The sequence below is a fragment of the Chryseobacterium endophyticum genome, assembly GCF_056333165.1.
In genome coordinates, this window is sequence record NZ_JBWGXE010000001.1 from 777,453 (window position 1) to 792,240 (window position 14,788).

Below are 14,788 nucleotides of genomic sequence, written 5' to 3' on the forward strand. Positions count from 1 at the left end.
AAATTATGGCGAGAATTTCAGGTATTGATTTACCAAAAAACAAAAGAGGTGTTATCGGTTTAACTTACATCTACGGAATTGGAAGAAGTACTTCTTCAGAAATCCTTAAAGCTGCCGGTATCAGCGAAGACAAGAAAGTCAACGAATGGAATGACGATGAATTGGCTGCAATCAGAAACTATATCTCTGAAAACATTAAAGTGGAAGGAGAATTGAGATCTGAAGTGCAATTGAACATTAAGCGATTAATGGACATAGGATGCCAACGAGGAATACGTCACAGACTTGGATTACCTTTAAGAGGCCAGAGAACGAAAAACAACTCTAGAACCCGAAAAGGAAAGAGAAAAACTGTTGCTAACAAGAAAAAAGCTAGTAAATAATCGTTAGGAATTATGGCAAAACAAACTAAAGTAGTTAAAAAAAGAAAAGTAAAAGTTGAAGCTATTGGTGAAGCGCATATTCAGGCTTCTTTCAATAACATCATCATTTCTTTAACAAATAAAAACGGAGAGGTTATCTCTTGGGCTTCTGCCGGTAAAATGGGTTTCAGAGGTTCTAAAAAGAATACTCCATTTGCTGCTCAGATGGCAGCTGAAAATTGCTCTGCTGTAGCTCACGAAGCTGGATTAAGAAGAGTAAAGGTGTTTGTGAAAGGACCAGGTGCAGGTAGAGAATCTGCCATCAGATCTATCCACAATTCAGGAATTGAAGTTAGCGAAATCATTGATGTGACCCCTATGCCACACAATGGATGTAGACCACCAAAAAGAAGAAGAGTTTAATTTTTAGAATTTATCCATTATGGCAAGATATATTGGTCCTAAAACTAAGATTGCAAGAAAGTTTGGTGCTGCAATCTACGGAGATGACAAAAACTTCGAGAAAAGAAAAAACCAACCACCGGGACAACATGGTCCTAACAAAAGAAGAGGTGCTAAAAAATCTGAATACGCAGTTCAGCTGGCTGAAAAACAAAAAGCTAAATATACGTACGGTATTTTAGAAAGACAGTTTGCTAACTTATTCGACAAAGCACACAGAAGTAAAGGGGTAACAGGTGAAGTTCTATTACAACTTTGCGAATCAAGATTAGATAATGTAGTATACAGATTAGGTTTTGCTAAAACAAGATCTGCTGCAAGACAATTGGTTTCTCACAGACACATCACCGTGAACGGGGAAATCCTGAACATTCCTTCATATTTGGTAAAAGCTGGTGACGTAATTGCTGTAAGAGAAAAATCTAAGTCTCTTGAAGTAGTTACCAATGCATTGGCTTCAAAAGCAAATTATGAGTGGTTACAATTCAACGATGAGAAGAAAGAAGGTACTTTCGTATCTGCCCCTGAGAGAATCCAGATTCCGGAGGACATCAAGGAACAGCTTATCGTCGAACTTTACTCTAAATAATTTTTTAATCAAATTTTTGCTCAACCCAATAATATGGCAATTTTACAATTCATAAAACCCGATAAAGTAATTTTACTTAACTCTGATGAATTTAGAGGTCAATTTGAATTCAGACCACTAGAACCAGGTTTCGGGCTTACAATCGGTAATGCTTTGAGAAGAGTGTTGCTTTCTTCTCTGGAAGGTTATGCTATTTCATCTATCAAAATAGAAGGTGTAGAGCACGAATTTTCAACTATTCCAGGAGTAATCGAAGATGTTACCGAAATTATTCTTAACCTGAAGCAGGTAAGATTAAAGGCTACGGCAGAAAACCAGTCGAACGAGCAGGTTGTTGCCAAAGTTTCAGGTCAGACGATTATTACTGCTGGAGATTTAGGAAAATCGATCAACGGATTCGAGGTACTAAACCCGGATTTGGTGATCTGTAACCTAAACAGTGATGTAACTTTCGAAATTACTTTCAACATTGAAAAAGGAAGAGGGTATGTGCCTTCTGAACAAAATAAGTCAAACAATGCACCTGTAGGTACTATTGCGATCGACTCTATTTTCACGCCAATCAAGAAAGTACAGTATAGCATTGAAAATTATCGTGTAGAGCAAAAAACAGACTACGAAAAACTTGTATTAGATATAGAAACTGACGGATCTATCAGTCCTCAGAATGCTTTAACAGAAGCTTCAAAGATATTGATTTATCACTTCATGCTGTTCTCTGATGAGAGAATCACGCTTGAAACAGAAGCCGTAAAAGCATCTATCCAATATGATGAAGAAACTCTTCATACAAGACAACTCCTTAAGTCTAAATTAGCAGATATGGATCTTTCCGTAAGAGCCTTAAACTGTCTGAAAGCAGCTGAAGTAGAGACCCTTGGAGAATTGGTTTCTTATAGTAAGTCTGATTTGATGAAATTCAGAAATTTTGGTAAAAAATCTTTGACAGAACTAGAAGAATTAGTGCATTCAAAAGGTCTAAACTTCGGTTTCGACGTTGCAAAATATAAATTAGACGCTGATAATTAATTAATAATGAGACACGGTAAAAAATTCAATCACTTAGGAAGAACGGCTTCTCACAGAAGCGCATTGCTTTCTAATATGGCTTGTTCTCTAATTGAGCATAAAAGAATCAACACTACTGTAGCTAAAGCTAAAGCTTTAAGAGTATATGTTGAGCCTCTATTAACAAAAGCAAAAGAAGATACTACACACAATAGAAGAATTGTTTTTTCATATCTTCAGAACAAAGAAGCAGTTACTGAACTTTTCAGAACAGTAGCTCCTAAAATCGCTGAGAGAAACGGTGGATATACAAGAATCATCAAAACAGGTTTCAGACCAGGTGATGCTGCTGATACTGCTCTTATCGAACTGGTAGACTTCAATGAGCTTTATAATCCTAATGCTGAAGAGAAAAAAGCGACAAGAAGAAGCAGAAGATCTACAACTGCTAAAAAAGAAGCTGTAGTTGCTGAAGCACCTGTAGTAGAAGAAAAAGCTGCTGAGCCAACGGCTGAAGCTGCTGATTCTACAGAGGAAAAAACTGAAGAATAAGAATATCACTTCAATAGATAGAAGAGCTTGTAGTAGTAACCACAAGCTCTTTTTTTTTAATTTATTATGAAAAAAACATTACTTTTTATTTTATTACAATTTTGCACATTCAATTTTGGACAGACTCAAAACTTAGACTGGCAGCTGGTAACCCCTTTTTTACGTCAGGAAGAAGTGCTGAAAATGGAAGTCTTGCCTGACGGTAGCTACCTTGTACGAAAAAAGAATAGCAATTATGATTTAATTATCACGGAGAACAATGGTAAAACCTGGAGACAAATCAATGATAACGGGAAGTCAGTGTATGATTTCACAATCTACAACAATAAAGCATACGCTGTAATTGGACCAGACTTTAGAGTGACAGATTCTAAGTTTTCCACACCGGGAGTTTCGTATCCATTCACAGGAAGTGCCCAGTCAATTTTTGTCTTGAACAATAATACGATATTCGTGGGTTCGGCAAATAGCAGAATGCACAAATCGACCAATGGTGGAGCGACATGGACCAGTTACACTGTTCCAACCGTATATCAGTCTAAAATTACGGGTGTATACTTTAAAGATGCCGATACAGGATTTTGCGTTTCAGATTCAACGATAGGAGATAGTTTTATTTTGAAAACAACGGATGGAGGTCAAACATGGACACAAGTATATACAAGCTCCGCAGAGTTCAGTAAGATTATTTTTAAAGATTCAATGAACGGAATTGCGACAAGGTCAGGTGGTGATCCGTTATATACGTTGGATGGCGGAAATACGTGGACAGTGGCCGCAGGAGTTGGAACTTTAAACGATATAAAACTGTATAATAACGAGTATATTGCCATAAGAAATCCAAATAAATTTTACAAGACGGCAACAGGAGAATCCTGGACAACTTCCGGAGATATGTATCCTTCGTCCTTTCACGTTTTTACCAGCCTGGCGGTTCATCCAGATTACGTTCTTGCGGGAACCAATAATGAGTCCGGAAGCAATATATTGCGTCATACCATTTTTAAGAGTACAGATTTGTTGACCTGGATTCCTTTAGATATGAAGTGGATTTATTGGGCAAATTATAAACAGGCTTATGCAGGTGATAATCTGGCGATTGTTCCTTTTAACTATTTTTCGATAGATAAAGGCATTTCGTGGGAAGAAGTAAGAAATGATTTTCCTGCAGGGCCTATGAGTATAAACCCGGATGGAAAGGGTATCGCACTAGGAAGAGGGATATCTCAATTTTGGAAAACAAATGATAATGGATTGACGTGGACTGAAGCTGTATCCCCAAATATAAGGTTAACAATTCCTGCAATGAAACCTAATGGCGATTTTGCAATTGCCAACCTTGGTACGAATGCCGACCAATTTACCGGATATATTTCTACATATTCTGCTGCAAATGGATGGACTCCGCCGGTAAACGTCGAATGGGAAGTCTCTGCGATGAAGTTTGTGGATAACAATGTGGGCTTTCTTGTAAACCGTGACAAAGTAAAAAAAACGGTAGATGGAGGATTAACCTGGACTAACACTACTTATCCCGGAGCAATAATCGATGCCAGAAATATTGTAGTTGGAAATTCAAAGGTATATATAGGAAAATATTACACTACAAATTTGGGCAGCACTTGGACGCAGGTGCCTTCACAAATGTTGAGCTTCAAAGATTATGATATTTTTGCAGACGGTCTCGGATATGCCGTAGATGGCGATAAAAATGTTTATAAGACCTTGAACTATGGATCTTCATGGCAAGAAATTATAAACACACAATTATTACTTACTCCTGGAAGTTTGATTAATAAAGTTAATTTTGCCAGAAATTATATGGTGGCAGTGGGATATTCAGGTTTCTATATTCTGGATTTTGTAACGGGTAATCTTTCTACAAATGATCCTAAAATGCAAGTGAATAGTAATAAGATAAAAATTTATCCAAATCCAACTTCTTCTACCCTGTTTTTCGATATTAAAGATGAGATAAAAAATATTATTATATTTGATATTTCTGGTCGAATTTTTAAAAATATAGAAAACCCCAAATCGAATTCAATTGATATTTCGGATTTAAAAAATGGAAATTATTTCGTAAAAATAATTGCTGAACATAAAACTTATCTCGAAAAAGTTATTAAAAAATAAAAAAAACCGTTCATCATGTTGAACGGTTTTTTTTTGGCTTATATTTTTGTCTTTACCAGCTGGATAATATTGTTTCCCTGATCCAGAATAAGGCTGTCTCCTCTTACGGTAGCTTTCATGTCCATCTTTTCGTAGACGGCTTCATTCCCTTCAGATTTTACTTTATTCAGAATAAAAGTCTTATTGTTACTTCTGATACTCATGGTCTTTTCGCCATAGTTGAACACGACTTTTGCCAGGCTGCCGTCGGTGGCTTTATACACATAATCCGTTTTTACGTACTTCTTGCCGTTAACGTCTGTTTCGTACTGAACGTTAGGATCGGCTTTTCCGTCATCGCTTAATACTACCCCGGAACTGTCTGATTTCAGCACATTTTTATTTCCGGTTTCACTTTTTTTGCAGCCTGTCAAGGATATAGAAACTATCGCGATGGCAATCAGGATCCCCTTTTTCATGATGTTAATTTTTTTTAATGTATTGGTTTGTTAAAATAAGTTCAGAAGTAAAATAAATTTTTTAAATTTAATAAAAACAAAAACTAAACCAATAAATGAAACTTAAACTTTTAAAAATTACCCGAAAGAGTAATTGACTTTCTTTTATTTTCTGGTGAAATTTGCCTTAAACAGATCATAAGCATGAGCATTTCCATAGCCATAGTAGAAGACGAAAAGAACTACAACAATGCGTTGAAGAAAGTCATCAATTATCAGGATGACATGAAGGTCGTTGCCCAGTTCTTCAATGGAAACGAAGCCTTACTACATCTTTCCGATACTTCTCCGGATGTTGTAATGATGGACATCCAGCTACAGGATATGCTTGGAATCGACATCATTGAAAAGTTGAAAAAATCTCTTCCCAATACCCAGTTTATCATGTGTACGAGTTTTGATGATGACGAAAAGGTATTCAATTCTCTCAAAGCCGGTGCCATGGGCTATCTGGTAAAAGGGGAAAGCATGGATAAGATTCTTGCTTCTATCCGTGATGTTTACAATGGGGGTGCTCCCATGAGCTTTTCAATTGCCAGGAAAGTCCTGAGCCATTTTGAAAGAAAGCTTCCCGAAATAAAAGGGTTTGATGAATTGACAGAGAGAGAAAAAGAAATTCTGGAACTTTTGTCTCAGGGACTACTTTACAAAGAAATAGCCGATAAGAAATTCATCACCATTGATACCGTAAAAAAACACGTAGGTAATATTTACAGAAAACTTCACGTCAATAATAAAGTGGAGGCTATTAATAAACTTAACCATTTTAAAAACTAAGAAAATTATGAGTGAGAATCAGGATTTAAAGAATCTAACGGGAAGAATACATCAACTTGTAGGGTATGGTATTTTTACAATTGACGAACTGAGTCAGATAAAATCCTTTTGCGATGAAGAAATTTCAAGGCTCGAATCGAGTGGATTTATAGAAAGAGAGGAAATTGATTGGCGAAAATATGAAATTAGAGAACAAAGTACCGGTGATGAAATTGATGCGGCTATGGCCAGAAGTATGACAGGCGAATTCAATAATTCAGATGATATTGCTGAAATTTACAAACAAAGGCTTGATATATCTTATGAAGTTTTAAAAGATTTATTTGAAAGTTATAAACAAATGAAAATCTTTATAGGCGCGAATGAGAAGAGACTATTTTTTTTATTCGAAGATGAAGCAGAGAAAAAATATTACACCTTAGATAACAATTTAAGAAAAGAGGAAATTACAAAAGGTGAATTTGATGATTACAAAAATGGGTATAACCAAGGACTTAAAACAGTACTAGATCAACATATTCGTTTGTATGACCCTACAACTTCAAATACCGAAACGTTTATGTTACGTAATACTTTTTATGATATACTTAATGAACAAAGGCCAAAATATCCTAATCTTGTTATCTCATTTAATCCTGCAATACATACGTCCGACGAAATGTTTGAAGTGTCTTGTACAAATGGATCTTCATTTAAAGCAAGTTATAAATATAGACTGACATTTATTATGATATTGGGATATTACCAGGGAAAAGACTTTGTCGGAATTCAAGGTAAAGGTTATTACGACAGAAACGGCCTTTGCCCTCCAGGATGCTAGATGAGCATACTCAACATAACATATTACGTCATCTTAGGTATGAACTTTATTTTTTCCATGATTTACAAAAGGTCATGGAAAAATCTTTTTCCGGTTTATTTTGCAACTACGATCATTGTAGAAGCATTGTTTGCAATCCGTGCGGGTTTTATGAAGGAAGTCGTCTATAATTATTTAGATGTCATCGGTATTGGCTATTTCGGATTTATCTATTTTAAAGAGACTCATAAAAATACCGTTATAAAGGTTGGCTGCTTACTTTTTTTAGTATTAAGTGGAATATTCATTTTTACCTCAAAAACAGATTATTCCATTGTTACAGGGTATTTGTATAGCCTTTTTTTAATTTTCATTTCTTTATTTTGGATGTATCAGAAAATAACAGAAGATCATCAGGAAGATAATATTTTAAACTTAAGTTTTTTCTGGCTGAGTATTTCACTGTTATTTTGGTCGGTATTTTACATTTTCAGAATGTTTCCGATGTATTATTTTAACAATGAAGATGAAGGATTTTTAAAAGAAATATCTAAAGTTTTTACTTTGATTAATATCATAACCTATTTATTATTCATGCGTAGCCTGTTTTGTAAAAGATGAAAAATCTCCCTATAGAAATAAAGATTGTATACATCACTGCGGCAATCGTAACGATGCTGTTTGTGGGCTTCATTGTTTTTGTCGTATTGATGTATAATCGGAAACAACTTCTAAACCTCAAAGAAAGGCAGCTCAAAGAATCCGAATACCAAAACCAGCTTCTCCAGAAAGAGCTTGAAAAACAAAAGTTAATCGAAAAAGAAAGAGAAAGAATTTCTCACGATATGCATGACGACCTCGGTGCAGGAATTTCCGCCCTAAAACTACAGGCTGAGTTTTTAAAGCAAAGAGCTGAAAATGATGATTTGAAAAACGATATCGACGAACTTCTCAAAACCTCCGAAGAAATGAATATTTCCATGAGAGAAATGCTGTGGAGCCTGAATTCCGGAAATGATACGTTGGGAAGCTTTATTGATTATGCTAAAATATACGCTCAGAGCTTTCTTAAAAAATCAAAAATTTTGATTATTACGGAAAGCCGGGATATAGCTGAAGAAACCGCGATCTCGACCGAACAAAGGAGAAATCTGTTCTTATGTTTAAAGGAAGCTTTAAATAATGCCTACAAGCACAGCAAGTCTGATCGGATTAAATTATCATTTACTCAGAAGGATAATGAATTCATCATGACGATTTCCGACAACGGGATTGGGATTAACGATGAAAAATCTGAAGGAAACGGACTTCGCAATATGAAACGCAGAATGCTTGAACAGAAAGGTCATTGCGAAATTACAACGGAAAACGGGACGCATCTGCTTTTCAGAATAGAATTATAGAAAAAGATTTTTAGTATGATTTTTTAAAATTAACTTTTGTAATAAATTGATTATTAAACTATTTTTTAAATAACTTTGATGTATATTAAAAACAAATTGATCATGAAAATAATTGTTGATTACTTATTAGAATGGAATATAACTTCAAAAAAAGGGAAAGTTATACTGAAGCTTCAAGACGCAGATCCGGAAATTATAAATAATCTGGATTTTCAGCAATTTTCTGCACTGGCTATGGTGCTTGAAAAAGGAAATGCAAGATTTGATACCGCAGATAATTCAATTTATAACGTAATGCCATGAAAATAGTTTTTTACCTAATCGTAATTTTTTCATTTGTGTCGTGTAATATACGGCATAAAGCGACATTGAAGGAACTTCCAAATAAGGGTTCAAATTATCAGATGTCCTACGATGCCACACGCAGGGGAGCGGTGGTAAGCCTTGATAATAACGGTAAAATTGATAAAATTTTGTCAGAAGTTCAACCCGATGCTGCTATAGCCACCACCACCGACATTACCAGCCAGCTGACGGCTAAATTGAAATCAGGAGCCGATGTATCTGCCGAACAAATCACCAAGATCGCCGAAACATTATCAAAATTGGGAGAAAGAACAGCTCCGGTGAATATGCTCAGGGATGCTTTGTACAGGCTTGAGGAACATTGTGTGAATTTTCCTGACCAGTGTAAAGATGATAAATATTTCAACAGTTTTAATAACGTCGTTAATGTAATAGTCGAGTTGCAGGGGAAAATTTCTGAAACTGCCGCCAGTGATGCTAGAGCGGAAGAAGCAAAGACTATAAGGGCACTCACTCCTGAAGAAAGAGCAAAATATAATTTAAAATAAAGAGCAATCACCAGCCGCATCCGTCAGATTTAGTGTATTACGTTCTTTAATTTTAAAATTATTAATTACATAACGTGTCTTTAAATTTAGATGAAATTTCAATTTAGATATTAACTAAAATTTAACTCTGAATAAACGTATAAATTCGTTCTTGTTTGCTTTCAAAAGTTAAAAATTGATTAAATTTGTCTAAACTATAAAAAAAGAACAATGAGTTACATTTCTTACATAGAAGCGAGACAAATTTTAGATTCAAGAGGAAATCCTACAGTAGAAGTAGATGTATTCACGGAAAGCGGTGCGATGGGTCGTGCAGCAGTACCTTCAGGAGCATCTACGGGAGAACATGAAGCGGTGGAATTGCGTGATGGCGGTTCGGAATATATGGGGAAAGGGGTTCTTAAAGCAGTAGAAAATGTAAGAGAAGTAATTGCTCCTGAATTGGTGGGACTTCCGGTTTACGACCAGAATCTTATCGACCAGATTATGATCGATCTTGACGGAACAAGCAATAAAGGAAATCTTGGTGCCAATGCAATCCTTGGTGTTTCTCTGGCTGCGGCTAAAGCTGCTGCTGCAGAACTGAAAATGCCTTTGTACAAATATGTTGGTGGTGTTAATGCCAACACTCTTCCTGTTCCGATGATGAATGTGATCAACGGAGGTTCTCACTCCGATGCTCCTATCGCGTTCCAGGAATTTATGATCATGCCGGTAAAAGCAGATTCTTTCTCTCATGCGCTGAGAAAAGGAACTGAAATTTTCCATAACCTGAAATCGATTCTTCATTCAAGAGGTCTTTCTACAGCGGTAGGAGACGAAGGTGGTTTCGCACCGACCTTTAAAGGAACGGAAGATGCTTTGGATACTTTGCTTCAGGCCATCGAAAAAGCAGGTTACAAACCAGGTGACGATATCATGTTGGCGCTTGACTGTGCTGCTTCCGAATTCTACAAAGACGGAATCTATGACTACAGAAAATTCCAGACTCCGGATGCTGCTCAGTTTACAAGCAGTGAGCAGGTTTCTTATCTGGCTGAATTAGCCGCGAAATATCCGATCATCTCTATCGAAGACGGGATGCAGGAAAACGATTGGGATGGCTGGAAAATGCTTACCGATAAAATCGGAGACAGAGTACAGTTGGTGGGAGACGATTTATTCGTAACCAATGTGGAAAGACTTTCAAGAGGAGTAAAAGAAGGAATCGCCAACTCAATCCTGGTAAAAGTAAACCAGATCGGTTCTCTTTCTGAAACCATGGCTGCCGTGCAAATGGCGCAGAACAACCGGTTCACATCCGTAATGTCGCACAGATCGGGAGAGACCGAAGATTCTACAATCGCTGATTTGGCAGTAGCAATGAACTGCGGACAGATCAAAACAGGATCTGCTTCAAGATCAGATCGTATGGCAAAATACAACCAGTTGTTGAGAATCGAGGAAGCTCTTGGTGAAACAGCAGTTTTCCCGGGGCTGGATGCCTTTAAAATCAAAAGATAATTAATCGAAATTATAAATAACGGCAAGCGAAATTTTTAGTTTGCCGTATTTTGTAATAAGTAGTATATTTAGAAAAAAAATAAATAATGTCAGACAAAAAAGTAATATTGAATTACGACGGTAATTCGTATGAATATCCAATTGTGGATAGTACTATCGGAGACAGAGGGATAGATATTTCAAAATTAAGAGACCAGACAGGTCTGATCACTCTTGATTTAGGCTACAAAAACACCGGCGCCACACTTAGTGAAATCACTTACTTAGACGGAGATAAAGGGGAATTGTTTTACAGAGGATATCCGATCGAGCAGATTGCGGATAAATCAAACTTCACAGAAGTGATGTACCTTTTATTAAACGGTGAATTGCCTACCCAAAATCAGTACGCTTCTTTCGAATCAAACATTAAAAAATATAATTTTGTAGCAGAGGAGATGAAAAAGATCATCGACGCTTTTCCTCGTTCTGCTCACCCGATGGGAGTTTTATCTTCTCTGACTTCTGCTTTAACGGCCTTCAACCCAAAAGCTGTTAATGTAAACTCTAAAGAAGAAATGGACCTTGCCGCAGAACTGATGATTGCTAAATTTTCTCATCTTTGTGCATGGACCTACAGAAAAACTCAGGGATTACCGCTTAATCACGGAGACAATAGCCTGAATTATGTGGAAAACTTCTACAAAATGACCTTCAGAATGCCAAACCAGGAATTCGAAATCGATCCTGTAGTGGTTCAGGCTTTGGATAAATTATTAATCCTTCACGCTGATCATGAACAAAACTGTTCCACTTCTACCGTAAGAATGGTAGGTTCTGCTCATACAGGTCTTTTCGCTTCTATCTCAGCAGGGGTTTCTGCTCTTTGGGGCCCACTTCACGGTGGTGCGAACCAGGCCGTAATCGAAATGCTTGAGCTGATCGAAAAAGATGGAGGAGATGTAAACAAATGGGTGGCTAAGGCGAAAGATAAAAATGACAGCTTCCGTTTAATGGGCTTCGGACACAGAGTATACAAAAACTTTGACCCAAGAGCAAAAATCATTAAAAAAGCGGCAGACGATATTCTTAGTGCATTAGGAATTCATGATAAAGCGTTAGATATCGCTATGCAGTTGGAAAAAGTAGCTTTGGAAGACGAGTACTTCGTAGAAAGAAAGCTATATCCGAACGTAGATTTCTATTCAGGAATCATCTACAGAGCATTGGGAATTCCTACGGAAATGTTCACCGTAATGTTCGCATTAGGAAGACTTCCGGGATGGATTTCTCAGTGGAAAGAGATGAGAATGAAAGGAGATCCTATCGGAAGACCAAGACAGGTATACCAAGGTGCTCAGAAAAGAGACTACATCGATATGGTAAACAGATAATTTTATATTACGATATATCAGTCCCAAAGCTTTGTTGCTTTGGGATTTTTTATTTCATGAAATTTTTTTAACTTAAAGTATGGAAAATGAGAAATTAAATTCACTGAAAATGACAATGAGAATAAATATTGTTCTTTATATTGTCTACGGACTTTTCCTGATGATTGAAACGTTCGATTTTCTTGAGATGCTGCATAGCAAACCTCCGGGTTATTCGCCGACATACAGTCTTGTGCACGTCATTTTCTATCAGATGGAAATGTTTATCTGTTTCTTATGTGCATTTACTTTGATCATTTTGGTCTCTACCCGGCAGTCGTTGAAAATGTTTTTTTTTATGAGTCTTGTGCTTTTAATTTTCAGAATCGGTACCGTTTATTACTTGTATTTTTATGAAACCGAAGAAAGATTTGTTCCGTTCATCTATAAAAGGGCTAATGATTTCAGTATGCTTTTCAGGAGAACTTTGGTTCCCGGCCAGCTCATCGTGGGCTTGTGGTCGCTGGTGTATTCAATAAAAGCGCGAAGAAAAGCCAAAAAATAAAACCCGCTTTTTCGCGGGCTCAGTGATTTTTTCGGTTATGGACATTGGCATCTGTCACACGTCCAGAGCGTACATGCGCCCGTTTCGAAGTCCCATTCGCAGCAGCGTCTTGCCGCTGAAGCTCCTCCGATAATTGATTTCTGTTCTTTCCTGTTTAGTTTTTGCGCTTTCTGAAGCACAGATTTTTTGGTGTTCATGATCGTTTGGTGTTTGATTGTGAATACTTTAAATTTTTAATTTCTCTTGAAATTATATCACTAAGATATGAATTTTAATTTAAATGTATTGAGTTTTTACAATAAATCATTCATAAACAGAATATTGTGAATAAATTATCTGATAAATCTGTTATTTTGAGTAAATAAGTACTTAAGTCTTGTCATCAACTGGAGTAAAACACCATCATCAGATCAATTACCAGATTAATGTAGTGCATGAAGCCTAAAAACACAACAAAAGTTTCCCAGATTCAGACCTTTACTTATATTTGTAGCATTGCATAAATCTTTATGAAACTAAATATAAAAAATGAAACCGGTAGGCTGAAATCAGTGGTTCTGGGACAACCCAATTCAATGGGCGGAATTCCCACACTTGAAGAAAGCTATGACGCAAAATCATATTATTCCATACAGCATAACATTTACCCTAAAGAAGCAGACATCATCAGTGAAATGAATGCCTTTGAATCGGTGCTGAAAAAATATGATGTGGAAGTTTTACGCCCAAGCATTATTAAAGATTACAATCAGGTGTTCGCAAGAGACGTTGCATTTGTTATCGATGACAAAATGATCATTTCCAACGTAATTGCCGACCGTGCAGATGAGCAGGATGCTTACAGGAATATTTTTGAAAAGGTAGAGTGGAGGAAGATCATCAACCTTCCGGAAACAGCCCATATTGAGGGCGGAGATGTGATCGTCTGGGACGATTTCCTTTTTGTCGGAACCTGCTTCAGTGAAGATTACAGAAGCTACAAGACCGCCAGGACCAACGAATACGCCATTGAAATTCTTAAAGAATATTTCCCTAAAAAAAGAATCATCGATCTTGAATTAAAGAAAAACGATAAAATTCCTTACGAGGGTATTCTGCATCTCGACTGTACCTTCAATCCGGTAGGTGAAGATAAATGCATCATTTACAAAGACGGCTTTGTGGATGAAAGCGACTACCGCCTCATCATCGATATTTTCGGGGAAGAAAACTGCTTCCACATCACAGCAGAGGAAATGTTTGAAATGAACCCGAATATCTTCTCAATCTCCCCTGAAATCGTTGTTTCAGACAAGACATTCACCAAGATGAACAACCACCTGAGAAATGAATGGGGAATGACCGTAGAAGAAATCCCTTACCGTGAAATTTCTAAAATGGGAGGGTTGCTGAGATGCTCTACGATGCCGCTTGTGAGAGAGTAAGTATGAGCGTTTAGAGTTGTAGAGTTTTAGAGTGTGAGTATAATTGTTTTTGTTTAAAAAAAAAATTATCTTTTTAAATTAAATACGAATGATTATGCCTACTATAAAATTTCATCAGGATTTAAAGGTTTTTCAGAAATCAGTAGAATTTGCAATGGCGATTTATGAACTTTCAAAATCCTTTCCAAAAGAAGAACTCTATGCTCTCACAGACCAAATCAGACGCTCATCAAGATCAGTTTCGGCTAATATAAGCGAAGCCTGGGGAAAAAGAAAATACGAAAAATCTTTCATTGCCAAGCTTACAGATTCAGAGGGCGAAGCAAGAGAAACTCAGACCTGGTTATTATTTGCCAGAAAATGTAATTATATAAATGAAGATCAATTTAGTATTCTAAACAATCAGTACAACCAGATAATAGGGATGTTAGTGAATATGATGAGTCAGTCAAAGAATTGGTGCACATTTTCTTCAATAAATAAAGAGAAATAATTTTGCACTAAA

18 protein-coding genes are annotated in these 14,788 nt (G+C 36.6%); 16 read left to right on the forward strand and 2 right to left on the reverse strand.

The window, feature by feature from the left end:
* Positions 1-5 precede the first annotated feature (5 nt).
* From rpsM to AC0N32_RS03785, 6 genes are all read left to right on the forward strand, one after another.
* Positions 6-383 (forward strand): 30S ribosomal protein S13, encoded by a 378-nt coding sequence (gene rpsM, locus AC0N32_RS03760; RefSeq protein WP_027381318.1) that lies wholly within the window; start codon positions 6-8, stop codon positions 381-383.
* A 12-nt stretch (positions 384-395) separates the two neighbouring features.
* Positions 396-785, forward strand: a complete 390-nt coding sequence (gene rpsK, locus AC0N32_RS03765; RefSeq protein WP_002983263.1) for a 30S ribosomal protein S11 — start codon at positions 396-398, stop codon at positions 783-785.
* A 19-nt stretch (positions 786-804) separates the two neighbouring features.
* Positions 805-1,413 (forward strand): 30S ribosomal protein S4, encoded by a 609-nt coding sequence (rpsD, locus tag AC0N32_RS03770; RefSeq protein WP_169231317.1) that lies wholly within the window; start codon positions 805-807, stop codon positions 1,411-1,413.
* Between the two features lie 33 nt (positions 1,414-1,446).
* Positions 1,447-2,442, forward strand: a complete 996-nt coding sequence (locus AC0N32_RS03775; protein WP_476392511.1) for a DNA-directed RNA polymerase subunit alpha — start codon at positions 1,447-1,449, stop codon at positions 2,440-2,442.
* Between the two features lie 6 nt (positions 2,443-2,448).
* Complete coding sequence (gene rplQ, locus AC0N32_RS03780; protein ID WP_476392512.1) at positions 2,449-2,973, forward strand: 50S ribosomal protein L17; 525 nt, start codon at positions 2,449-2,451, stop codon at positions 2,971-2,973.
* A 66-nt stretch (positions 2,974-3,039) separates the two neighbouring features.
* Complete coding sequence (locus AC0N32_RS03785) at positions 3,040-5,109, forward strand: T9SS type A sorting domain-containing protein (RefSeq protein ID WP_476392513.1); 2,070 nt, start codon at positions 3,040-3,042, stop codon at positions 5,107-5,109.
* A gap of 38 nt (positions 5,110-5,147) precedes the next feature.
* Here AC0N32_RS03785 and AC0N32_RS03790 read toward each other — a convergent pair whose 3' ends face one another.
* Positions 5,148-5,567, reverse strand: coding sequence for a hypothetical protein (locus AC0N32_RS03790; protein ID WP_476392514.1), 420 nt, complete (start codon positions 5,565-5,567; stop codon positions 5,148-5,150).
* Between the two features lie 183 nt (positions 5,568-5,750).
* Between AC0N32_RS03790 and AC0N32_RS03795 the strand changes: the two genes are divergently transcribed.
* From AC0N32_RS03795 to AC0N32_RS03830, 8 genes are all read left to right on the forward strand, one after another.
* The gene (locus AC0N32_RS03795; RefSeq protein ID WP_476392515.1) at positions 5,751-6,383 is read left to right on the forward strand and encodes a response regulator; all 633 of its coding nucleotides are present in this window, start codon (positions 5,751-5,753) and stop codon (positions 6,381-6,383) included.
* A 7-nt stretch (positions 6,384-6,390) separates the two neighbouring features.
* Positions 6,391-7,203 (forward strand): hypothetical protein, encoded by an 813-nt coding sequence (locus AC0N32_RS03800; RefSeq protein ID WP_476392516.1) that lies wholly within the window; start codon positions 6,391-6,393, stop codon positions 7,201-7,203.
* A 596-nt stretch (positions 7,204-7,799) separates the two neighbouring features.
* Entirely contained in the window at positions 7,800-8,585 is a 786-nt protein-coding gene (locus tag AC0N32_RS03805) for a sensor histidine kinase (RefSeq protein WP_476392517.1), read from the forward strand.
* 102 nt (positions 8,586-8,687) lie between these two features.
* Positions 8,688-8,888 (forward strand): hypothetical protein, encoded by a 201-nt coding sequence (locus tag AC0N32_RS03810; RefSeq protein ID WP_476392518.1) that lies wholly within the window; start codon positions 8,688-8,690, stop codon positions 8,886-8,888.
* A complete protein-coding gene (locus AC0N32_RS03815; RefSeq protein WP_476392519.1) occupies positions 8,885-9,439 on the forward strand; it encodes a hypothetical protein in 555 nt (184 codons plus the stop codon). The genes AC0N32_RS03810 and AC0N32_RS03815 overlap by 4 nt, the downstream gene beginning before the upstream one ends.
* Before the next feature lie 210 nt (positions 9,440-9,649).
* The gene (gene eno / locus AC0N32_RS03820) at positions 9,650-10,942 is read left to right on the forward strand and encodes a phosphopyruvate hydratase (RefSeq protein ID WP_476392520.1); all 1,293 of its coding nucleotides are present in this window, start codon (positions 9,650-9,652) and stop codon (positions 10,940-10,942) included.
* An 86-nt stretch (positions 10,943-11,028) separates the two neighbouring features.
* Positions 11,029-12,315, forward strand: a complete 1,287-nt coding sequence (locus AC0N32_RS03825; protein ID WP_476392521.1) for a citrate synthase — start codon at positions 11,029-11,031, stop codon at positions 12,313-12,315.
* Positions 12,316-12,424: 109 nt separating this feature from the next.
* Positions 12,425-12,859 carry a hypothetical protein gene (locus AC0N32_RS03830; RefSeq protein ID WP_476392522.1) on the forward strand — a complete coding sequence of 145 codons (435 nt, stop codon included), beginning with the start codon at positions 12,425-12,427 and terminating at the stop codon, positions 12,857-12,859.
* 35 nt (positions 12,860-12,894) lie between these two features.
* Here AC0N32_RS03830 and AC0N32_RS03835 read toward each other — a convergent pair whose 3' ends face one another.
* Positions 12,895-13,056 carry a hypothetical protein gene (locus tag AC0N32_RS03835; RefSeq protein ID WP_476392523.1) on the reverse strand — a complete coding sequence of 54 codons (162 nt, stop codon included), beginning with the start codon at positions 13,054-13,056 and terminating at the stop codon, positions 12,895-12,897.
* A gap of 312 nt (positions 13,057-13,368) precedes the next feature.
* Here AC0N32_RS03835 and AC0N32_RS03840 point away from each other — a divergent pair, with 312 nt between their 5' ends.
* Together AC0N32_RS03840 and AC0N32_RS03845 are read left to right on the forward strand one after the other, a co-directional pair.
* Positions 13,369-14,283, forward strand: coding sequence for a dimethylarginine dimethylaminohydrolase family protein (locus AC0N32_RS03840; protein WP_476392524.1), 915 nt, complete (start codon positions 13,369-13,371; stop codon positions 14,281-14,283).
* Between the two features lie 94 nt (positions 14,284-14,377).
* Positions 14,378-14,776: a four helix bundle protein gene (locus AC0N32_RS03845; RefSeq protein WP_476392525.1), complete on the forward strand. Its 399-nt coding sequence runs from the start codon at positions 14,378-14,380 to the stop codon at positions 14,774-14,776.
* The last annotated feature ends 12 nt before the right edge of the window (positions 14,777-14,788 follow it).